Source organism: Bacillus sp. FSL W8-0848 (assembly GCF_038007805.1).
Classification (GTDB): Bacteria; Bacillota; Bacilli; order Bacillales; family Bacillaceae; genus Bacillus; species Bacillus glycinifermentans.
On sequence record NZ_JBBOYB010000002.1, the window covers coordinates 282,886 to 303,401 of the forward strand.

Genomic DNA, 20,516 nt, shown 5'->3' on the forward strand with positions numbered 1-20,516 from the left:
TTCATATAAATTATTATTTATTCATCAAAGGTGGGCAGAAGATGGAAGGATATTTAGTTCTTGAAGATGGAACCTCTTTCAGCGGAGATTTAGACGGCCCTTGCGGCATGAGCGGCGAAGTCGTGTTTTTCACGGGAATGACCGGCTACCAGGAGGTGCTGACAGATCCTTCGTACAAAGGGCAGATCATTGTCTTTACGTATCCGCTGATCGGCAACTACGGCATTAATGAGAGCGACTTTGAAAGCAAAAAGCCGCAAGTGCGGGGTGTTGTCGTCTATGAAGCGTGCGAGCATTTTTCTCACCATCAGGCGACGAAAAGCCTGCGCGATTATTTGAAAAAATGGGACGTTCCGCTGTTCTCTCATGTCGATACGAGAGCGCTCGTCAAACATATCAGGGCAAAAGGCACGCTGAATGCGACACTGACCGTTCAAAAAGACAGCCTGCCGGCTGCGGGCGAGGAAAATGTCGCCGCACAGGTCACCGGACAAAATGAAACAGGCACATTCGGAGACGGTTCGACCCATATCGCGCTGATCGATTTCGGCTATAAAAAATCGATCGCACTGTCGCTCATAAAACGGGGCTGCAAAGTCACGATCGTTCCGTATCAGGAGATGGATCAAATCTTTAAGCTGAACCCGGATGGAATCGTCCTGTCAAACGGACCCGGTGATCCGAAAGCGATCGCTCCGTACATGGATGCGCTTCGGGACATCATCAAAGCCTATCCGACACTCGGCATATGCCTTGGACACCAGCTGATCGCCCTCGCATTTGGAAGCGACACCTACAAGCTTCCGTTCGGCCACAGGGGAGCCAATCATCCGGTCGCCGACAGGAAAACCGGCCGCGTCTTCATGACGAGCCAGAATCACAGTTATGTCGTTGATGAAGCAACGATCAACACAAAGGAATGCTCGGTCAGGTTTTATCACGTAAACGACGGTTCTGTCGAAGGGATCGTGCACAATACACTGCCCGTCATGTCTGTTCAGTTTCATCCGGAAGCCCATCCCGGCCCGGCTGAAAGCGAGTGGATTTTCAACGAATATATAGAGAATTTGAACAAAGCAAGGAGAGAGTTCGCCCATGCCTAAAGATCACAGCATAAAAAGCATACTCGTTATCGGGTCGGGGCCAATCATCATCGGCCAGGCCGCAGAGTTTGACTACTCAGGAACACAAGGCTGCATGGCGCTGAAAAGCGAGGGGTTCCGCGTCATCCTCGTCAACAACAACCCGGCGACGATTATGACGGATGAATCATTCGCAGATGAAATTTATTTTGAACCGCTGACTGTCGAAAGCCTGACCCAGATTATCAAACGCGAACAACCGGACGGACTGCTTGCGAACCTGGGCGGACAGACGGCATTAAACTTAGCGGTCGAGCTTGAAAAAGCCGGCATCCTCAAAAAATATAAGGTGAAGCTGCTCGGAACATCTGTGGAAACGATCGAAAAAGGCGAAGACAGGGAAAAGTTCCGCGCGCTCATGAAAGAGCTCAATGAACCGGTTCCGGATTCCGAGATCGTCGACAACAAAGGCGACGCACTTCGCTTTGCACAGTCCATCGGCTTTCCGATCATCGTTCGTCCGGCTTATACGCTGGGCGGCAAAGGAGGGGGGATCGCAAAGACAGAGGAGGAATTCATGCCTTTGATCGAAAGCGCCCTTCTCGCAAGTCCGATTCATCAATGTCTTGTCGAAAAAAGCATTGCCGGTTTTAAAGAAATCGAATACGAAGTGATGCGCGACAAGAGCAATACATGCATTACCGTCTGCAACATGGAAAACATCGACCCTGTCGGCATTCATACCGGGGATTCGATCGTTGTCGCCCCGTCGCAGACATTAACGGACGCGGATTACCAAATGCTGCGCTCTGCAAGCTTAAAGATCATTTCCGCGCTTGATGTCGTCGGAGGCTGCAACATTCAATTCGCCTTGAACCCGAACAGCAAAAACTATTACGTCATCGAAGTCAACCCGAGGGTCAGCCGTTCTTCCGCCCTTGCTTCAAAAGCGACGGGCTACCCGATCGCAAAAATGGCCGCTAAACTTGCTGTCGGCTATACGCTTGACGAGCTGAAAAATCCGCTGACAGATTCGACATATGCGAGCTTTGAACCGGCGCTTGACTATGTCGTCGTGAAGTTCCCGCGCTGGCCGTTTGACAAATTTAAAAACGCCGATCGCAAGCTCGGTACGAAAATGAAGGCGACTGGGGAAGTCATGGCGATCGACCGCAACCTTGAAGCGGCTCTGCAAAAAGCCGTCGCTTCCCTCGAACTGAAAACAAAAGGAACCCATTTGCCAGAGCTCGGGGCGTTTTCTTCAGACGCTTTGCGCGAACTTTTGGAGACACCTGATGACAGGCGGTTTTTCGCAGTCATGGAGCTTTTGGGAAGAGGGATTTCAATCGAAGAAATCCATGAGAGAACAAAAATCGACTGCTTTTTCCTCCATGTATTTGCAAACATCATTCAGCTTGAAAACGAGCTCATGAAGGAGGGGGATTCGTTCTCTTCCGACCTTTTGAAAAAGGCTAAAGAGAAGGGGTTTACCGACTGTACGATCGCTTCTTTGACAGGGAAAACCGAAGAGGAAATCCGGGCCCTCCGCAAAGAAAAAGGCATTACAGCATCATTTAAAATCGTCGATACATGCGCCGCCGAATTTGATGCAAAAACGAACTACTTTTACTCGACATATTACGGAGAAAGCGACGGGAACTTCTCCGAAAAAACGAAAAAACGGGCGCTTATCATCGGATCAGGACCGATCAGGATCGGACAGGGGGTCGAATTTGACTACAGCGCCGTGCACGGCGTCATGACGCTGAAAAGCCTCGGCTTTGAGACGATTATGCTCAACAACAACCCGGAAACCGTCAGCACGGATTACGAAACGGCGGACCGGCTCTATTTTGAACCGATTACCCCTGAACATATTCTAAATGTAGCGGAAGCTGAGGACATCGATTTTGCGATCGTCCAATTCGGCGGGCAATCGGCCATTAATGTGGCGGAAGCGATCGAAAAAGCGGGTGTCGTCCTTTTGGGAACGTCATCGGAAACGCTTGATGTACTGGAGGACCGCGACCAATTTTATCAGCTCCTTGACGAACTCGGCATCCAGCATGCCAAAGGGGAAACGGCCTCGTCAAAGTCGGAGGCTGTGCAAAAAGCAAGTGCCATCGGTTATCCGGTTCTGATCAGACCGTCTTATGTGATCGGCGGCATGGGAATGATGATCGTCCATTCAAAGCGTGAACTGTCAGATCTGCTTGAGGGCGCATCTGCAATGCCGTACCCGATTTTGATCGATCAATATATTCCGGGAAAAGAATTTGAAGTTGACCTTGTAAGCGACGGACAGGACATTTATATCCCGTCCTATATCGAGCACATCGAAAAAGCCGGCGTTCATTCGGGCGACAGCTATGCGATTTTGCCCGGCCCTTCCGTTACCTCGCGTATGAAGCGCGCCGCACGGGAAGCGGCAGGGAAAATCGTCCGCAGGCTCGGCTTTAAAGGGATTATGAATATTCAATTTATCGCTGATCCGGGTGCCCCGGATGAATTGCTTATCCTTGAAGTCAACCCTAGGGCGAGCCGAACCGTCCCTGTCGTCAGCAAAGTGATGGGCGTGCCGCTGATACCCCTTGCTGCAAAGCTCATTGCCGGGGCGAGCTTAAAGGAGCTCGCTCCCGTCAAGCAAAACCATCACGGCGTCGCCGTGAAATTTCCGGTCTTTTCGTCGCATGCCATCCAGGATGTCGATCTGAAGCTCGGGCCTGAAATGAAATCGACGGGCGAAGGCATGTATGTCGGATATAATCCGGAAAGCGCGATGAAGAAAATTTTTGCCGGCGTCTGGAAAGAAAAAGGCTCCATCTATCTAAAAGCGGGCGATGAGCTGAAAACCGCTGCCGAACAAGCGGGCTTCACTGTACAGACAGATGGCTTCCAAGACTGGATCAAGCGGTCGGACAAAGCGCTTCACATCAATTTGACGGATTCAAAAGAAGCAAAACGCGAGCGGATGGAAGCCATCACACACGGCGTTTTTGTCATGACGGAAGAAGAGACGGTGCGCGCCTTTTTAGGAAGCGGATCAGGGACGGCTTCACCCGTCTCGCTTAAGGACTTATACAAAAAGGAAGTGGAATCATGTCTACTGTAACGAGCAACATCAATTTGTCCGGCAAGGACTTTTTAAGCCTGAACGACTTCTCAAAGGAAGAGATTTTGTATCTCCTTCAGGAAGCGGCCGACATGAAAAACAACAAAATCCAGCACATCTTTCAAGGGAAAACATTGGCGATGATCTTTGAGAAATCGTCGACGAGAACGCGGGTTTCTTTTGAAGCGGGCATGGCGCAGCTCGGCGGAAACGCCTTGTTTTTAAGCAGCAAAGACATGCAGCTCGGCCGGGGGGAGACGATCGCCGACACGGCGAAAGTGCTCTCGAGATATGTGGACGCGATCATGATCCGCACCTTTGAACACGAAACAGTCGAGGAGCTTGCCGAACATGCGGATATTCCGGTCATCAACGGTTTGACCGACCTGTTCCATCCATGCCAGGCCCTTGCCGATCTTCTGACGATTCAGGAAGTCAAAGGCACGTTTAAAGGGCTGAAAGCCGCCTATATCGGGGACGGAAACAATGTCGCACATTCCCTGTTAATCGGCTGTGCCAAGGTCGGCTGCGACATTACGGTCGCATCCCCTGAAGGATATGAGCCGAATCAGGAGGTTGTCGCGCTGGCCAAGGCATTTGCCGAAGAGTCGGGCGCTGGCATAACGATTACAAATGACGCGGCTTTAGCCGTTCAGGATGCAGATGTCGTTTATTCAGACGTGTTTACAAGCATGGGCCAGGAAGCGGAAACGAAAGAACGCCTGAGTATCTTTTCCCAGTACCAAGTGAACAGCCGGCTCGTCTCCCGCGCCAAAGCCGACTACATCTTTCTGCACTGCCTTCCTGCGCACCGCGGCGAAGAAGTCGCAGCAGAGGTCATCGACGGACCGAATTCAGCCGTCTTCGACCAGGCAGAAAACCGTCTTCATGTACAAAAAGCGTTGCTAAAGGCACTCTTGTCCTGAACAAAAAACTGCTGATCTCACATGAGATCAGCAGTTTTTTTGACCAGGCGGATGTAAAGGCGAAAACCGGGCAGACTATATTTCTAAAAAGGGGTGAAGCAATATGGGACAGCAGCATCAATTTCGCCCGGGTCACAAAGCGCCCAACAACGGCGTTTACGTGGAGATTGGCGAGACCGGCAGCATGGTCAAAAATCCGCAGCAGATCAAGCTGAAAGCCGGTGAATTTTTTCCTGAAACATCCAACCACAACCGCCTTTGGACATATAAAAGAAAGCCGTAAAAAACGCAAAAACCCTGCCTTGAAGGCGGGGTTTTAATGTTGACCTGCATCCTTTTCAACAGGCATAATTTCTCCAAGTATAATGACGATAACGGTGATGATGACACCCATCGTCGAGCTTAGCTTAAAGTCGTATGCAGCACCGCTCATGGCTCCGACAATATAACAAGCCATTTGTGTCAAAAGGAACGTCCAAAAAAAAGCTGCGATAAATCTCACGTTTCCACCTCGTCCTTCTCAATCGATTCTAAAGCATATCATACCACACATAAAGTAAACGAGAAAGGGCATTTTAGTGAACAGGGCAGAGTAAGACATCACTTTTCAGAAATATTAGACACTCCGTTGCGAAATCTATTTTTCATCATTTAGACTGGGGCTTTTCCTTATACGTTTGCTGCATGCTCCACATAAAATAATGGAGCAGATTACGGCAGGAAGGAGGCAGGCAAGTGATGAAAATAACGGAACGTTTTTTCAAACTCGATACAGAATGGAACGTGATTCATCTTCCTTACAGGCCAAACGGTTTCGCGGTCTTTATTTTCGGCGACCGGAACCATTTCGTCACGGAAGAATCGAGCTTCTGGCTCCAGCATTACGGCAGAAACCAGCTTCTTACGAGTTTGCGAAACAAGGGGTACACCCTTGTGAACAGCAATCTGTTCGGCAGGCACTGGGGATCGGAAAAAGCCGTTGCATACGCAAAGCAGCTGATTCACTATGTATTCAAACAGGAAATTTTAAACGAAAAAATTCATCTGCTTGCAGAAGGAACAGGCGCGCTGGTGGCTGACGAACTCCTCCGCTCGATTCCGGGGCAAATCCGCTCTGCTGCGATGCTGAATCCTTGCCTTGATCTTCAGGCTCATAATAAAAGGGAAAAGGAAAATAAATTTTTTTACAAGCAGTTTATTAAAGAAGTTGCAGACAGTTACGGCATATCAGAAAGGGAAGCTGCAGATTACCCGTTTAAAACGATTTCACCTTATCACAATCTTGTGCCTGTTCACATTTGGCAAAAGCTGAACGGTTCTTCATACCCGTACATGCTGCACGCCAAAACGTTTGAGGAGCGTCAGATGGAAGGCGTGCACCGCGTAGGGCTGACCCTGCATTTGTTCGATCATCCCTACCGCATTTATTCAGCGATCGCGAACTTTTTCAAAACGCATGAAAAAGTTTTATAGAGAATAGAATAGTAGCAGCCCGATGTCTTCAGGGCTGTTTTTCGCTGTTTTCAAAACGGCGGGAGAAGCTGAATCGAAAGGTGGTCTTTCAGGATGAAATCAGCACTGGTGATTGGAGCAGACGAATTCTTCGGCCTTTCATTTTGCGAACGACTCATGGAGGAAGGCATCAGCATTGACGTCAAATTGCAAGAAGCAAGTGACGAAAAAAAGCGGTTATACCTTGAAGAACGGCTGATGTGGCTGGTGAGAAATCAGCATTTCTGCGTGATTGAACAAGGCGCGGGCAGCGGCTATGACAAGATTTTTATTCAATATCCTGAGAAGATGCCGGAAAGAGCGCGGGATGAGCTGCCAGAAGACACGCCTGTTTTTCTATTGCTGTACGAACATCAAGAAGATGAGGCCGTCAAGAAAGAGGCTGAAGAGAAGGGCGTTCAAACGATCGTTCTCCCGGACATGTACGGCCCGTGGAACGCCGGGGACGAAGAAAGCAGGGAGTCCGGCTTTTTCGTCGATGATGTTGCATCACAGCTTGCCGTGTACATGATGGAAAAAGACCCTTCACCGCTGCAATTTAAACGGCAGATCACGGAAGAAGAAGCAGCCTCCAAAATCGAGGAATGGAAAAGACAAATGACTACAATTTTCGACAAAAAATAAGAAAGATCTTCCTTAGTTGTACGTGAAAGGATACAATAAAGTTAGATTTGAATTGCTGGTTTTTTTTGAAAGGGAGTTGAACAGGGCATGGTATACAGGCTTGTCGTGATTTTTTTGATGCTCCTTGCGATGTGCGGCTGCGGACAAGCATCGCTGAACGGGAAGATTGAAAAGGTCGGGTTGCTTGTCCCTGATACAATAAGCGATCAAGTATGGGGAACCAAAGGATATAAAGGACTATTAAGAATACAGTCTGTCTACGGTGTCGATGTCTATTATAAAGAAGGAATCGATAATGAAGCGGCTATCAAAATGGCCGTAGACGATTTTCAGAAAAAAGGCGTCAATTTAATTTTCGGGCATGGAAGCGAATATGAAAAAGTGTTTAATCGTATAAGCGGAGACTATCCCGGCATTCATTTCGTCTTGGTTAACAGCAAAGCCGAGCATAAAAATGTGACCAGCATCGACTTTGACGGAAGGGCGATGGGCTTTTTCGGCGGCATGACCGCCGCACACCAATCAAAGTCAGGAAAACTCGGCATACTTGCAACGCATAGCTGGCAGCCTGAAGTCAAAGGGTTTATCGAAGGCGCCAAATATGTGAATCCAGACATTTCGGTCATGACAGAGTATGTGGGACAGTGGGATGACTCCGAAAAGGCCGTTCAAAAGTACGAAAAAATGAAAAAAGCGGGCGCCGATGTTGTATATCCGGCGGGAGATGGGTATAATGTCCCTGTCATTGAACAAATCAAAAAAGACGGACTATACGCCATAGGCTATGTAAGCGACCAGTCGGAGCTGGGGGAGAACGTCGTCCTGACGAGCACCATCCAGCATGTTGATGAAGCTTATGAACTGATCGCCGGCGAATTCAATAAAGGAACGCTCAAGGGAGGCCGGCGGGTCTTTGACATTCAGGACGGCGTCATCGAAATGGGCGAATTCAGCCCGGTTGTCGATCAAGCCTTCCAGAAAAAAATCAAAGGACTTATTGAACAATATAAAAAAACGGGAAAACTGCCGGATGAAAACGTGAGGTGATCTACGTGCAGCACGAAAAATCGATGGAATTTCTGCAAATTGCCATGAAATACGTACCGGAAGCAAAAGAAGAGATGGAGAAAGCGGGAATCGAGCTTTCGCCAGAGATGCTTCAGCCGTTTATGACATTGTTTACAAAGGTCATGGCAGAAGCATACGAGCTCGGCAAAGCGGATGCAGGGTCAGACGAGTAGTCTACATGAGATGACCGAAAAAGCCACTTATATCGAGTGGCTTTTTACTTGGAAATCTTATTTTTCAAGGCGCTTACCATCGACCCGATTTCTTTAAAGGCAGGCTTCAGCTCGTCAATGGAATCCATGATCTGGCCAATCTGATTCATTATGTGCATGTAATCAGGTTCGGTCATTTCCGCCGCTTCCGTCGTCCCGTCAGGCCCGTCTTCTCCGTCTTCATGTTTTTCAGACTGTTCTTCACGTTTGCCCGGCGGATGTGAGCCAAACATCATTTTCGTGAAAAAATCGTCATCCGCCATCTGTTACGCCCCCTTTCTTTCTATATTTTTACTATATGAAGGGAACGGCCTGATAGATTAGACGAATATATTGCCAACTAAAAAAAAATAGGGTAGGATTAGTACCAGATACTAATAATTGCTCATAACATTAGTTGGAAAAAATCATGAATAAAGGAGTCTTTCCTATGAAAGCTGGAATTATTGGAATTGGCCGGTATATCCCTGAAAAGGTGCTGACGAATTCCGACTTGGAAAAAATGGTTGAAACATCTGACGAGTGGATTCGTACAAGAACTGGAATAGAAGAAAGAAGAATCGCAGCCGAAGACGAGATGACGTCAGACATGGCTGTCGCCGCCGCAGAGAAAGCGATGGAGGATGCAAATATAAAGGCGGAAGACCTTGATATGATTCTCGTCGCTACCGTTACTCCTGATCAGGCATTTCCGACGGTGTCCTGCATGATTCAAGAAAAACTCGGCGCTTTCAACGCGTGTGCGATGGATATCAGCGCCGCATGCTCCGGATTCATGTACGGTCTTGTCACAGCCAAACAGTTTATTGAAGCGGAAACGTATAAACACGTTCTGGTCATCGGCGCCGAAAAACTTTCCGGCATCACCGACTGGGATGACCGCAACACATGCGTTTTATTCGGAGACGGAGCAGGCGCTGCAGTCGTCGGACCTGTCAGCGATGACAGAGGCATTCTGTCGTTTGAGCTCGGCGCTGACGGAAGAGGCGGGAAGCACTTGTACCTGGACGAGAAAGATCATACAATCATGAATGGCAGAGAAGTGTTCAAATTCGCCGTCCGCCAAATGGGAGAATCGAGCGTAAACGTCATTGAAAAAGCCGGATTAACAAAAGAGGATGTCGACTTTCTTGTCCCGCATCAGGCGAACATCAGGATTATGGAAGCCGCTCGGGAACGCCTGGAGCTTCCGGTTGAAAAAATGTCCAAAACGGTTCATAAATACGGAAACACGTCAGCTGCCTCGATTCCGATTTCTCTTGTGGAAGAACTTGAAGCTGGTAAAATAAAAGACGGAGACGTCATTGTAATGGTCGGTTTTGGCGGAGGGTTAACATGGGGAGCCATCGCCATGCGCTGGGGCCGCTAGAAGAAAGGTGAGGTGCAACTTATGAATAGGAAAAGAGTAGTCATTACCGGATTAGGAGCTTTATCACCTCTTGGTAATGACGTCAAAACGAGCTGGAACAACGCGGTTAACGGGGTTTCCGGAGTCGGCCCGATCACGCGGGTTGACGCGGATGAGTACCCTGCAAAAGTAGCCGCAGAGCTGAAAGATTTTAATATAGAAGATTATATGGATAAAAAAGAAGCAAGAAAAATGGACCGGTTCACGCAATATGCCGTTGTTGCTTCAAAAATGGCGGTCGAAGACGCCAAGCTTGATATTAATGACAAAAATGCTGCGAGAATCGGTGTCTGGATCGGTTCCGGCATCGGCGGACTTGAAACGCTTGAACAGCAGTTTGAAACGTTTTTGACAAAAGGGCCGAGACGGGTCAGTCCGTTTTTCGTACCGATGATGATCCCGGATATGGCGACAGGCCAGGTTTCCATCGCGCTCGGCGCAAAAGGTGTCAATTCGTGTACGGTTACGGCGTGCGCGACAGGGACGAACTCGATCGGTGATGCATTTAAAGTCATCCAGCGCGGTGACGCGGATGTCATGATCACCGGGGGAACGGAAGCGCCGCTTACAAGAATGTCCTTCGCGGGCTTTTCCGCAAACAAAGCGCTTTCCACGAATCCGGATCCGAAAACGGCAAGCCGTCCGTTCGACAAAAACAGAGACGGTTTCGTCATGGGAGAAGGAGCGGGAATCGTCGTTCTCGAAGAGCTTGAGCATGCATTAAGCAGGGGAGCGGACATTTACGCCGAAGTCGTCGGCTACGGTTCAACAGGGGACGCGTACCACATCACTGCTCCTGCGCCAAACGGAGAAGGCGGCGTCAGAGCGATGAAAGAAGCGATCAAAGACGCCGGCATGTCGCCTGAACAGATTGACTACATCAATGCACACGGAACAAGCACGCCGTACAATGACAAGTTTGAAACGATCGCGATCAAAGAAGTTTTCGGAGAGCATGCGTACAAGCTTGCTGTCAGCTCAACGAAATCGATGACAGGGCACCTGCTCGGCGCTGCCGGAGGAATCGAAGCGATTTTCTCAGTGCTTGCGATTAAAGACGGAATCATCCCTCCGACAATCAATATCGAAACGCCTGATGAAGACTGCGATCTGGACTATGTTCCGGACAAAGCGCGCCGCCAGAACGTGGATGTCGTGCTCAGCAATTCGCTCGGCTTCGGCGGACATAACGCGACGCTTATCTTTAAAAAATATGAATAACAACCGTATCAAAAACGGCTGCCATGTCAAATGGTAGCCGTTTTTTTTTCGCCTGCATACCATACAGGTGAAAGGAGTGATCCGGATGAGTGTCGAACAAACTTATGAATGGTATGAAAAAGCTTCATCCATGCGGGAACTGTCTCTTTGTCTTCTTCCGTATTTCAAAGGGGCGAAATCGAACCAAAGCATGTCCTTGATCAGCCACCTTCAATCCCATGGCATGCTCCGCTATTGGTCAGACGGGCAGAAGACGATGAAGGGGCTCAGGGAAAAAGGCGTATTCCAGCATGTGAAAAAGGAGGAGCGGCTGTTAAAGAAACGCTGGAACGGCCCGGACGTTCCGATCATCATCCTCCCTGTCGACGAAAGAAACCGGAAAATCAGGGCCGAATTCGGCTCCAAATCCGGGCTTGCTTTTCGCGATAAATTATTTTTGTTTCTTTCGACGCATATTTCTTCTTCCTCCATATCAGCGGTCATGACTCACGAATACAATCACGTTTGCCGGTTAGAAAATATGCCGAAAGAGGAAAAAGATGTGACGCTTCTTGATACAATCGTTCTTGAAGGATTGGCGGAAAACGCTGTTTATGAAAGATTTGGAGAGTCGGAGATAGCCGGGTGGACGTCGTTTTATTCGGAAAAACAGCTCGAACATTTTCAAAATCGACTGATTCGGCCTTATTTCGGGCTGCGCCGGCAAGATGGCCGGTTGTTCCCCAACATTTTATTTGGAAAAGGTTATTATCCTGATATGCTTGGATATGCCGTCGGCTACAATATCGTAAAAAAATATTTATCCAGCAAAAAATTAAAGGTTGCCGATGTGCTATCCCTGCCGGCCGAAGACTTTATAGTTCCAATGCTTTAATACATTAAAAAATTGACAATAAATTAATATTATGACAAAACATCTAAAAATTCCTTGATTTTGTAATGATTATGTAATAATATACAACTATAAAATTTTAAGATAATTCAGTCTTATCGAAAGGAATTTATATTAGTTTTCAATCATATTTAACTTCTGGTCTATGGAAGGGGAATCCGGATGAGCGCATTGCTGGAAGTCAGTGACTTAAAAACTTACTTTTTCAGAAAAAAACAGCCCATACCTGCGGTTGACGGAGTTGATTTTTCGATCGAAAAAGGGGAGACCGTTGCACTGGTCGGAGAATCTGGATCAGGAAAAAGCATCACTTCTTTATCGATCATGGGACTTGTCGGGAGCTCCGGCGGAAAGATCATGAACGGTTCCATCAAGCTGGAAGGCCGGGATCTCGTTACATACAAAGAACATGAGTTATGCAAGATTCGCGGAAACGATATCTCCATGATTTTTCAGGAGCCGATGACATCCCTGAACCCTGTGCTGACGATCGGCGAGCAGATCACGGAGGTCCTCATCTATCATAAAAAACTATCAAAAAAGGAAGCTGACAAAAAGGCGGTGGAACTGCTGAAGCTGGTCGGATTTTCGAGAGCCGAACAGCTGATGAAGGACTATCCGCACCGTTTGTCAGGAGGGATGCGGCAGCGGGTGATGATCGCGATCGCCCTCAGCTGCAATCCGAAGCTGCTCATCGCCGATGAACCGACGACCGCGCTCGATGTCACGATCCAGGCTCAGGTGCTCGAGCTGATGAAAGATTTGTGCGACAAATTCGGCACTTCGATTCTGCTTATTACCCATGATCTCGGCGTCGTTTCTGAAATCGCCGACCGCGTGATCGTCATGTATTGCGGACAAGTCGTAGAAAACGCCGCGGTTGACGAACTTTTTGACAACCCTCTCCATCCGTATACACAGGGGCTCCTGCATTCGATCCCGGTCATTGACGGCTCCATCGAAAAGCTGACGGCCATCGAGGGGAATGTGCCGACGCCCGACAACCTCCCGGCAGGCTGCCGCTTTGCTCCGAGGTGTCCAAATGCAATGGATAAATGCTGGAGCTTGCAGCCGGATCTGAAAACCCGGCCCGACGGACGGGCCGTCAGATGTTTCTTATACGAGGAGGGGAAATGAGGAGATGACTGCAACAGCGGAAAACCTGCAGCAGGCGAGGGATGTGGAACATGATGAATCCCTTTTAGAGCTCATAGACGTCAAAAAATACTTTCCGATCCGCTCGGGGATATTCCAGAAAAAGATCGGCGATGTCAAAGCGGTTGACGGGCTCAGCTTTTCGCTGAAGCGCGGCGAAACGCTCGGGATCGTCGGAGAATCGGGATGCGGGAAATCGACAGCCGGCCGGACGATGATCCGCCTCTATAAACCGACAGCAGGGCAAATCCTTTACAAAGGCCGGGATATTTCAAATTTGTCAGAAGAAAGTTTAAGAAAAAGCATCCGCAAAAATATTCAAATGGTGTTTCAGGACCCGTTTGCTTCACTGAATCCGAGAAAGACATTGCGATCCATCATCAAAGAGCCTTTTAACACACATCGTATGTACAACTTCAAAGAACGCAACGAAAGAGTCGAAGAACTTTTGGAAAAAGTCGGGCTGCACCCGTCTTTTGCAAACCGCTATCCGCACGAGTTTTCCGGCGGGCAGCGCCAGAGAATCGGCATCGCGCGGGCCCTTGCGCTCAATCCGGAGCTCATCATCGCGGATGAACCGGTTTCGGCTTTGGACGTGTCGATCCAGGCCCAGGTCATTAACCTGATGGAAGAGCTTCAGGAAGAATTTAATCTGACCTATCTGTTTATCTCACATGATTTGAGCGTCGTCCGCCACATCAGCGACAGAGTCGGCGTGATGTACCTCGGCAAAATGATGGAGCTGGCAGATAAGCACGAGCTGTATGACAATCCGCTTCATCCTTACACACAGGCGCTGCTCTCCGCCGTTCCGGTTACGCGAAAGAAAGGGCGCGCAAAGCGGGAGCGGATCGTTTTGAAAGGGGAGCTTCCGAACCCGGCCAATCCGCCGCGCGGCTGCGTCTTTCATACGAGATGCCCGGCTGCAAAACCGGAGTGCGCGGAAAAGGTGCCCGCTTTCAAGGAAGTCAAAACAAACCATTTCGTGGCATGCCACCTTTACGAATAAAGGGGACGGCCGTTACATATTTAATCCTTGAGAGGGGGAATGCCTTCTTCAAAAACGGGGCCCGTTCGGCTCGGAAAAAACAACAGTTTAAAAAGGGGGAATTCGTAAAATGAAGATACGCAAAAAAACCGGATTTTCGATTTTAAGCCTGCTGCTGATCTTGTCGGTCTTTCTTTCGGCCTGCAACAGCGGCGAAGTCGGAGGGGAGCAGAAGGAAGGCAAATCTGACGGCAAACCGCAGCAGGGCGGAGACCTGATCGCCGGATCAACGGGGGAGCCGACGCTGTTTAACTCGCTGTATTCAACAGATACGGCCAGCTCTGATATTGAAAGGCTTCTCTATAATACTTTATTGGATGTCAATGAAAAGCTGGAAGTCGAGAAACAGCTTGCCGAGGATGTGAAGGAGTCCGAGGACGGCCTGACGTTTGACGTCAAGCTCAAAAAAGGCGTCAAGTTCCATGACGGCAAGGAAATGACCGCCGATGACGTTGTATTTACGTACAGCATTCCGATGAGCAAAGACTATGTCGGGGAGCGCGGCTCAAACTTTGAAGTGCTCAAATCCGTCACGAAAAAAGGAAAATATGAAGTCGAGTTTAAGCTGAAGCATCCGGACCCTTATTTTTACAATGTGACGATGACGAGCTACGGCATCCTGCCGAAGCATATCTTGAAGGACGTCCCGATCAGCGAGCTCGGCGAGCATGAATTCAACCGGAAAAAGCCGATCGGAACCGGACCGTTTAAATTCAAAGAATGGAAACAGGGGCAATATGTCAAAGTTGAAGCATTTGACGATTATTTCGCGGGACGTGCGCATTTAGACTCGATCACGTATAAAATCATCCCGGATTCCAATGCGGCGCTGTCTCAGCTTCAAGCCGGAGATATCGATTATTTAGTCATTACGCCGGGACCTGACTATAAAACCGCGGAAAAATTTAATAATGTAAAAATCGACACAGATTTGGGCTTGAACTATACGTACATCGGCTGGAATGAAAAGAACGAGCTCTTTAAAGACAAGAAGGTCCGCCAGGCGCTGACATATGCCCTCGACCGCCAGGCGATGGTCGACCAGGTTCTTGACGGAGACGGAAAAATCGCCAACATTCCTGAAAGCCCGCTGTCATGGAATTATCCGGACAATGAAGCAGGGATTAAAACGTTTAACCACGACCCTGAAAAAGCGAAGAAAATGCTGAAGGAAGCCGGCTGGTCTGATACGGACGGCGACGGCATTTTAGACAAAGACGGCAAAAAATTCTCCTTCGTCCTCAAAACAAACCAGGGCAATAAGACGAGGGAAGACCTCGTGGTTGTCGTTCAGCAGCAATTGAAGGAAATCGGCATTGAGGCAAAGCCGCAAATCGTCGAGTGGAGCGCGTTGATCGAACAGATGAATCCGCCGAATTGGGATTTTGACGCGATGATCATGGGCTGGAGCTTAGCCACATTCCCTGACCAAAGCAATATTTTCCATTCGAAAGAAGCGGAAAAAGGGCTGAACTATGTGTGGTATCAAAATAAAGAGCTTGATAAGCTGCTCGACAAGGCCAAAACGCTGAAAGACCGTGAAGATTATAAAAAGGCGTATGAAGACATCTACAAAATATTGGCGGAAGATCAGCCGTACACGTTCCTGTACTACACGAATTACCACAGAGCGATGCCGGCCAACATGAAAGGCTTTGTTTTCCATCCGAAGGAAGATTTCTATAAAGCCGAAAACTGGTGGCTGGATCAAAAATAAAGGAAATTCCCTTAAGGGGAGGGAGGTTTTCAAGATGCTTCCTTCCCCTTCATTTTAAGAAATTAATCAAAAAGGGGATCAAAAATGGTTACATATATCATTCGCAGGACGCTCATGTCGATTCCGATCTTGCTTGGGATTACCATTTTGTCATTCGCCATTATGAAAGCCGCCCCGGGGGATCCGATGGCATTAATGATGGACCCGACGATCAGTGCGGCAGACCGGGAAAAATTCATCGAGAAATACGGCTTGAACGAGCCTGAGCACATTCAATATTTGAAGTGGCTCGGAAACATGGTTCAGGGGGATTTCGGCACCTCAATCGTCAGAAAAGGGATGCCTGTTACCGAACTGATACTTGCAAGGCTTCCGAACACGCTTTTATTGATGCTTGTTTCGACCATTCTCGCGCTTCTCATCTCGATTCCGTTCGGGGTGCTTTCAGCGAGGCGGCCGTACTCAAAGCTTGATTACGGGATTACATTTACATCGTTTATCGGACTTGCCGTCCCGAATTTTTGGCTTGGATTAATCCTGATTATGTTTCTTGCCGTCAATTTAGGCTGGTTTCCGACAGGCGGCGTCATGACGATCAATTCAGATTTCAGCTTGTGGGACCGCATTCATCACTTGATTCTGCCCGCTTTCGTACTCGCAACCGCTGATATGGCGGGACTCACGCGCTATACGAGGTCAAGCATGCTCGATGTGCTCAGGCAGGACTACATGCGGACGGCCAGAGCGAAAGGGTTTAAAGAAAACCGGGTCGTGTACAAGCACGGACTCCGAAACGGACTGCTGCCGGTGATCACGATTTTTGGACTGATGATTCCTTCCTTTATCGGCGGAGCCGTCGTAACCGAACAGATTTTCAGCTGGCCGGGCCTCGGAAAGCTGTTTGTCGATTCCGCTTTCCAAAGAGATTATCCGGTCATCATGGCCATGACCGTCATATCTGCCGTGCTGGTCGTCATCGGAAATTTAATTGCCGATATTTTGTACGCAATCGTCGATCCGCGAATTGAGTATTAAAGGAGGGGGACTTAAGGTCATGACACAGCCAAACTCACCGGCGCCTTCACCGGAGATCAGGCTTCAGGAAAATGTCGCGCCGAAGCCGGAAACGATGACAAAAATCTTCTTTGAAAAGTTTTTCAAAAACAAGCTGGCGGTGATCGGCGGAATTATATTATCCATCATAATCTTGTCGGCTCTGTTTGCGCCGCTGATCGCTCCGTATCCGCCGGAGCAGCAGAATCTGCTGAACAAGCTGAAACCTCCGAGCGCTGAACATCTGATGGGAACGGACAAGTTCGGACGCGACATTTTCAGCCGTTTGCTGTACGGCGCCCAAGTATCGCTTCTCGTCGGCTTCGCTTCTGTGCTCGGTTCCATTACCATCGGCACCGTGGTCGGCGCCGTAGCCGGCTATTTCGGCGGAATCATTGATGCCATCATGATGCGGCTCGTCGACATCATTTTGTCGATACCCGACATCTTCCTCTTGATTACGCTGGTGACGATTTTTCAGCCGGGCATTGACAAGCTGATTTTAATCTTCGCCTTGACGAGGTGGACGACGACGGCGCGGCTCGTCCGCGGTGAATTTTTATCCTTGAGGTCGAGGGAATTCGTTCTCGCTGCAAAAACGATCGGAACAAGGAGCCACAAGATCATTTTCTCCCATATCTTGCCGAACGCGATGGGACCGATTATCGTTGCTGCCACATTATCCGTCGGAACGGTCATTCTTTCGGAGTCGGCGCTCAGCTACCTCGGCTTCGGTGTTCAGCCGCCGATGGCGAGCTGGGGAAACATGCTCCAGGATGCGCAAAATTTCACGATTATGATTCAGGCGTGGTGGTATCCGCTGTTCCCTGGACTCATGATTTTACTCACTGTATTATGCTTTAACTTTGTCGGCGACGGACTGCGCGATGCGCTTGATCCGAAGAATATCAAATGAACGAAGCCGGGGATTTTACCCCGGTTTTTTGCTGATTCGTTCTGCCATAATCTTTGCCTGATGGAATAAATTCTCTTCTCCTTGCCTATACTGTGGACAACAGTTTTTATAAAAGTGAGGGGTTAGAAATGTTATTTCTTCATGATGTGTGGGTGAATTGGTTTGAGGGAGAAGAAAACGGCTACAATGTCTGCCACTTTCACGAATGGCGGAAGGAAGACAGTGTTGAACTGCTTGACCAGGTGCCTTTGTTAAGGGTTTCGTCCGTTCTGTTTCACTACATAGAAAATGACCTGTCAGAGCTTCCGGCGGAATTGTTAAACGATGTCCATCAAAAAGCGTATATCCGCAAAAATCACGAACGGACACAGCTTGACCACTGCTTCGTTGTAACGGACGGCATCGGAATTCTCGCGGTTGATACGGCCGGCTATTCAATACCGGTCAGAAAAAGCCGCCTCATTCCAAGGCAAGAGCAGCTTGTGTACGAAATGGTAAAGGACGTCGAGGCGAAGGAATACGAATTTTCGCAGGAAAAGCTGCAATCTTCCAAAGAATACCACATTCTATCATTATCACCGGAGCATGTCAGAGGACTAACAAGAAAGGAACGCCAGCTCAAGCAGCTTTTGTTCATGGCGCTTGATCAGCTGAAAGGCCTCAAAAACCGCGCTGAGATTGCCTACTGGTACACGGAATGGAATCCGTATATGTATGAGCAGATTAAACGGATGACATTTGAAGAAATCTGGGACATGCTTTTCAATGAAACGATCGACGGCTGGTCTGATAAACACCGGGACTTTTGCGAGAATTTGATAAAAGGGCAGCCGTTTTTTGAAAAACTGTGGGAAATTGAAAATGAGTCTAAAGTCAACTAAATCATAAGCAGAGAGGCTGTCGAGCGTGCCGATGGCCTTTTTCGTTTGTTTCAGCGACATTTTATTAGAAAAGAAAAAGCTTTTGAATAAACGAGAAACCACTTTCCATGGCAAGGGAAAGTGGTTTTGTTGTTAGCGTTTTTTGCGGCCGAGGCCCATCGCGTTCTCCATTTTTTTCAGCATTTTGTTTGCCGCTTTGTTTGCGCGCTCTGCGCCTTCGTCGAGAATCCGGTCCAATTCCTCTGATTCGATCAGTTCGTAGTACCGGTCCTGAATCGGTGACAGCGCATTGACCACGACTTCGGCAAGATCGGTTTTAAATTCGCCGTAGCCTTTGCCGTCGTACTTTGCTTCGAGCTCTTCGATGGAGACTTGTCCAAGGATCGAATAGATCGTCAGCAGGTTGGACACTCCCGGCTTGTTTTCCTTATCGTATTTGACGATTCCGTCTGAATCGGTGACGGCGCTTTTGATTTTTTTCTCCAGCTGTTTTGGCTCGTCAAGCAATGTGATGAACGCCTTTTGATTCGGATCAGACTTGCTCATTTTTTTGAGCGGATCGGCCAGCGACATAATGCGGGCGCCGACCTTCGGAATTTTTACTTCAGGCACCGTAAAGATGTCATTGTATTTTTTGTTGAAGCGCTCAGCCAGATTCCGCGTCAGTTCAAGATGCTGCTTTTGGTCTTCGCCGACAGGGACGACGTCTGTTCCGTACAGCAGGATATCGGCCGCCATTAAAGGGGGATATGTCAACAGCCCAGCAACGACGGCTTCTTTGCCCGCCGATTTGTCTTTAAACTGGGTCATGCGCTCGAGTTCGCCGATATAGGCGACGCACTGCAGCATCCAGCCGGCCTGTGCGTGCGCAGGCACCTCAGACTGTATAAACAGCGTCGCCTTTTCTGGATCAAGGCCGATGGCCAAGTAAAGAGCGGCCAGGTTGCGGATGTTTTTTCTCAGCTTGAGGCGGTCCTGCGGAACTGTGATCGCATGCTGGTCAACGATGCAGAAATAGCAGTTGTAGTCATCCTGCAGCTCGACGAATTGTTTCATCGCTCCGATGTAGTTGCCAAGCGTAACGGAGCCGCTCGGCTGAATTCCGGAAAATATCGTTTTCATGTGAATCCCTCTTTTCGTTTCAAAATAAAAAGGCCCACTCTTCCCTAAAAAAAGGGACGAATGAACCGCGGTGCCACCCTGATTATTTCATTATGGACAAAATGAAATCACTTTAGACGTTGTTAACGAAGCCTTCTCCGTCTGAGCCTACTTGAAAACCGTTCGGTCAGCTGCTCCAAAGCCCATTCCACATTCGCCATTATCCGCTCCCAGCAACGCGGACTCTCTTTAAATGGGGAGAAATGTGTACTCTTCTTTTTCAAAGCATTTAATTCATAATTTTATTATATATAAATTTGAAATAAAAGTCACCAGTGTTAAATAAAGAATCTTATGAAAGCGATGAAAAACGTTTGCTTAATGGCCGGACGTTATTTATTGTGTGTGGAGATTGTTATATGTAAAAAACGATTCTGTCAGGATTAAGCAGCTTTTGATTTTAACGATGTTATGCTTTAAAACAGAGAAGTGTCTTAAGAACTTTGGCAGAAAAGCTGACAAACGCGAATTGTTTGAATAAAAAAATAATTGAAAATTAATATTGCAATAAATTATTCTATTAATTAT

The 20,516-nt window shown here is 48.4% G+C and carries 20 protein-coding genes and 1 other annotated feature; of the genes, 17 read left to right on the forward strand and 3 right to left on the reverse strand.

What is annotated here, in order from left to right; translation table 11 throughout:
- Positions 1-41: 41 nt before the first annotated feature.
- The 4 genes from NSQ39_RS22180 to NSQ39_RS22195 all read left to right on the forward strand — a co-directional run bounded on the left by NSQ39_RS22180 (position 42) and on the right by NSQ39_RS22195 (position 5,403).
- Positions 42-1,103 carry a carbamoyl phosphate synthase small subunit gene (locus NSQ39_RS22180; protein ID WP_175076165.1) on the forward strand — a complete coding sequence of 354 codons (1,062 nt, stop codon included), beginning with the start codon at positions 42-44 and terminating at the stop codon, positions 1,101-1,103.
- Complete coding sequence (locus tag NSQ39_RS22185) at positions 1,096-4,194, forward strand: carbamoyl phosphate synthase large subunit (protein ID WP_175076164.1); 3,099 nt, start codon at positions 1,096-1,098, stop codon at positions 4,192-4,194. Before NSQ39_RS22180 ends, NSQ39_RS22185 begins: the two co-directional genes overlap by 8 nt.
- Positions 4,182-5,120: an ornithine carbamoyltransferase gene (argF, locus tag NSQ39_RS22190; protein ID WP_175076163.1), complete on the forward strand. Its 939-nt coding sequence runs from the start codon at positions 4,182-4,184 to the stop codon at positions 5,118-5,120. The genes NSQ39_RS22185 and argF overlap by 13 nt, the downstream gene beginning before the upstream one ends.
- Positions 5,121-5,223: 103 nt before the next feature.
- Positions 5,224-5,403, forward strand: coding sequence for a YjzC family protein (locus NSQ39_RS22195; protein ID WP_046131234.1), 180 nt, complete (start codon positions 5,224-5,226; stop codon positions 5,401-5,403).
- Positions 5,404-5,436: 33 nt separating this feature from the next.
- Here NSQ39_RS22195 and NSQ39_RS22200 read toward each other — a convergent pair whose 3' ends face one another.
- On the reverse strand, positions 5,437-5,622 hold the full coding sequence (locus NSQ39_RS22200) for a YjzD family protein (RefSeq protein WP_046131233.1): 186 nt from the start codon (positions 5,620-5,622) through the stop codon (positions 5,437-5,439).
- A gap of 236 nt (positions 5,623-5,858) precedes the next feature.
- On the opposite strand from NSQ39_RS22200, the gene NSQ39_RS22205 reads away from it, so the two are divergent.
- The 4 genes from NSQ39_RS22205 to NSQ39_RS22220 all read left to right on the forward strand — a co-directional run bounded on the left by NSQ39_RS22205 (position 5,859) and on the right by NSQ39_RS22220 (position 8,497).
- Entirely contained in the window at positions 5,859-6,593 is a 735-nt protein-coding gene (locus tag NSQ39_RS22205; RefSeq protein WP_046131232.1) for a hypothetical protein, read from the forward strand.
- A gap of 93 nt (positions 6,594-6,686) precedes the next feature.
- A complete protein-coding gene (locus tag NSQ39_RS22210; protein WP_175076162.1) occupies positions 6,687-7,256 on the forward strand; it encodes a hypothetical protein in 570 nt (189 codons plus the stop codon).
- An 87-nt stretch (positions 7,257-7,343) separates the two neighbouring features.
- On the forward strand, positions 7,344-8,303 hold the full coding sequence (locus NSQ39_RS22215; RefSeq protein WP_046131230.1) for a BMP family ABC transporter substrate-binding protein: 960 nt from the start codon (positions 7,344-7,346) through the stop codon (positions 8,301-8,303).
- 5 nt (positions 8,304-8,308) lie between these two features.
- A complete protein-coding gene (locus tag NSQ39_RS22220; protein WP_046131321.1) occupies positions 8,309-8,497 on the forward strand; it encodes a ComZ family protein in 189 nt (62 codons plus the stop codon).
- Between the two features lie 44 nt (positions 8,498-8,541).
- Here the strand turns inward: NSQ39_RS22220 and NSQ39_RS22225 are convergent, their stop codons facing one another.
- Positions 8,542-8,799, reverse strand: coding sequence for a hypothetical protein (locus NSQ39_RS22225; protein WP_046131229.1), 258 nt, complete (start codon positions 8,797-8,799; stop codon positions 8,542-8,544).
- A gap of 167 nt (positions 8,800-8,966) precedes the next feature.
- On the opposite strand from NSQ39_RS22225, the gene NSQ39_RS22230 reads away from it, so the two are divergent.
- The 9 genes from NSQ39_RS22230 to NSQ39_RS22270 all read left to right on the forward strand — a co-directional run bounded on the left by NSQ39_RS22230 (position 8,967) and on the right by NSQ39_RS22270 (position 18,827).
- The gene (locus NSQ39_RS22230) at positions 8,967-9,905 is read left to right on the forward strand and encodes a beta-ketoacyl-ACP synthase III (protein ID WP_046131228.1); all 939 of its coding nucleotides are present in this window, start codon (positions 8,967-8,969) and stop codon (positions 9,903-9,905) included.
- A gap of 21 nt (positions 9,906-9,926) precedes the next feature.
- Positions 9,927-11,165 (forward strand): beta-ketoacyl-ACP synthase II, encoded by a 1,239-nt coding sequence (gene fabF, locus NSQ39_RS22235; RefSeq protein WP_046131227.1) that lies wholly within the window; start codon positions 9,927-9,929, stop codon positions 11,163-11,165.
- A gap of 85 nt (positions 11,166-11,250) precedes the next feature.
- On the forward strand, positions 11,251-12,039 hold the full coding sequence (locus NSQ39_RS22240; protein ID WP_046131226.1) for a DUF2268 domain-containing protein: 789 nt from the start codon (positions 11,251-11,253) through the stop codon (positions 12,037-12,039).
- Between the two features lie 180 nt (positions 12,040-12,219).
- Positions 12,220-13,194: an ABC transporter ATP-binding protein gene (locus tag NSQ39_RS22245; RefSeq protein ID WP_046131225.1), complete on the forward strand. Its 975-nt coding sequence runs from the start codon at positions 12,220-12,222 to the stop codon at positions 13,192-13,194.
- A gap of 4 nt (positions 13,195-13,198) precedes the next feature.
- Positions 13,199-14,221, forward strand: a complete 1,023-nt coding sequence (locus NSQ39_RS22250; RefSeq protein ID WP_046131224.1) for an ABC transporter ATP-binding protein — start codon at positions 13,199-13,201, stop codon at positions 14,219-14,221.
- Positions 14,222-14,330: 109 nt separating this feature from the next.
- Entirely contained in the window at positions 14,331-15,977 is a 1,647-nt protein-coding gene (locus NSQ39_RS22255) for a peptide-binding protein (protein ID WP_046131223.1), read from the forward strand.
- Between the two features lie 84 nt (positions 15,978-16,061).
- Entirely contained in the window at positions 16,062-17,012 is a 951-nt protein-coding gene (locus NSQ39_RS22260; RefSeq protein WP_046131222.1) for an ABC transporter permease, read from the forward strand.
- Between the two features lie 19 nt (positions 17,013-17,031).
- A complete protein-coding gene (gene opp4C / locus NSQ39_RS22265; RefSeq protein WP_175076161.1) occupies positions 17,032-17,946 on the forward strand; it encodes an oligopeptide ABC transporter permease in 915 nt (304 codons plus the stop codon).
- A gap of 128 nt (positions 17,947-18,074) precedes the next feature.
- Positions 18,075-18,827 carry a YjbA family protein gene (locus NSQ39_RS22270; RefSeq protein ID WP_046131220.1) on the forward strand — a complete coding sequence of 251 codons (753 nt, stop codon included), beginning with the start codon at positions 18,075-18,077 and terminating at the stop codon, positions 18,825-18,827.
- A gap of 132 nt (positions 18,828-18,959) precedes the next feature.
- Here the strand turns inward: NSQ39_RS22270 and trpS are convergent, their stop codons facing one another.
- Positions 18,960-19,949 (reverse strand): tryptophan--tRNA ligase, encoded by a 990-nt coding sequence (gene trpS, locus NSQ39_RS22275; protein WP_046131219.1) that lies wholly within the window; start codon positions 19,947-19,949, stop codon positions 18,960-18,962.
- Positions 19,950-19,998: 49 nt separating this feature from the next.
- Positions 19,999-20,221, reverse strand: a binding site (T-box leader).
- Positions 20,222-20,516: the final 295 nt, after the last annotated feature.

What these genes read in the sequence shown, in the direction of transcription:
- NSQ39_RS22180 (WP_175076165.1), top strand. Translation starts at nt 42, where the DNA reads ATGGAAGGATATTTAGTTCTTGAAGATGGAACCTCTTTCAGCGGAGAT.
- NSQ39_RS22185 (WP_175076164.1), top strand. Translation starts at nt 1,096, where the DNA reads ATGCCTAAAGATCACAGCATAAAAAGCATACTCGTTATCGGGTCGGGG.
- argF (WP_175076163.1), top strand. Translation starts at nt 4,182, where the DNA reads ATGTCTACTGTAACGAGCAACATCAATTTGTCCGGCAAGGACTTTTTA.
- NSQ39_RS22195 (WP_046131234.1), top strand. Translation starts at nt 5,224, where the DNA reads ATGGGACAGCAGCATCAATTTCGCCCGGGTCACAAAGCGCCCAACAAC.
- NSQ39_RS22205 (WP_046131232.1), top strand. Translation starts at nt 5,859, where the DNA reads ATGAAAATAACGGAACGTTTTTTCAAACTCGATACAGAATGGAACGTG.
- NSQ39_RS22210 (WP_175076162.1), top strand. Translation starts at nt 6,687, where the DNA reads ATGAAATCAGCACTGGTGATTGGAGCAGACGAATTCTTCGGCCTTTCA.
- NSQ39_RS22215 (WP_046131230.1), top strand. Translation starts at nt 7,344, where the DNA reads ATGGTATACAGGCTTGTCGTGATTTTTTTGATGCTCCTTGCGATGTGC.
- NSQ39_RS22225 (WP_046131229.1), bottom strand. Translation starts at nt 8,799, where the DNA reads ATGGCGGATGACGATTTTTTCACGAAAATGATGTTTGGCTCACATCCG.
- NSQ39_RS22230 (WP_046131228.1), top strand. Translation starts at nt 8,967, where the DNA reads ATGAAAGCTGGAATTATTGGAATTGGCCGGTATATCCCTGAAAAGGTG.
- fabF (WP_046131227.1), top strand. Translation starts at nt 9,927, where the DNA reads ATGAATAGGAAAAGAGTAGTCATTACCGGATTAGGAGCTTTATCACCT.
- NSQ39_RS22240 (WP_046131226.1), top strand. Translation starts at nt 11,251, where the DNA reads ATGAGTGTCGAACAAACTTATGAATGGTATGAAAAAGCTTCATCCATG.
- NSQ39_RS22245 (WP_046131225.1), top strand. Translation starts at nt 12,220, where the DNA reads ATGAGCGCATTGCTGGAAGTCAGTGACTTAAAAACTTACTTTTTCAGA.
- NSQ39_RS22250 (WP_046131224.1), top strand. Translation starts at nt 13,199, where the DNA reads ATGACTGCAACAGCGGAAAACCTGCAGCAGGCGAGGGATGTGGAACAT.
- NSQ39_RS22255 (WP_046131223.1), top strand. Translation starts at nt 14,331, where the DNA reads ATGAAGATACGCAAAAAAACCGGATTTTCGATTTTAAGCCTGCTGCTG.
- NSQ39_RS22260 (WP_046131222.1), top strand. Translation starts at nt 16,062, where the DNA reads ATGGTTACATATATCATTCGCAGGACGCTCATGTCGATTCCGATCTTG.
- opp4C (WP_175076161.1), top strand. Translation starts at nt 17,032, where the DNA reads ATGACACAGCCAAACTCACCGGCGCCTTCACCGGAGATCAGGCTTCAG.
- NSQ39_RS22270 (WP_046131220.1), top strand. Translation starts at nt 18,075, where the DNA reads ATGTTATTTCTTCATGATGTGTGGGTGAATTGGTTTGAGGGAGAAGAA.
- trpS (WP_046131219.1), bottom strand. Translation starts at nt 19,949, where the DNA reads ATGAAAACGATATTTTCCGGAATTCAGCCGAGCGGCTCCGTTACGCTT.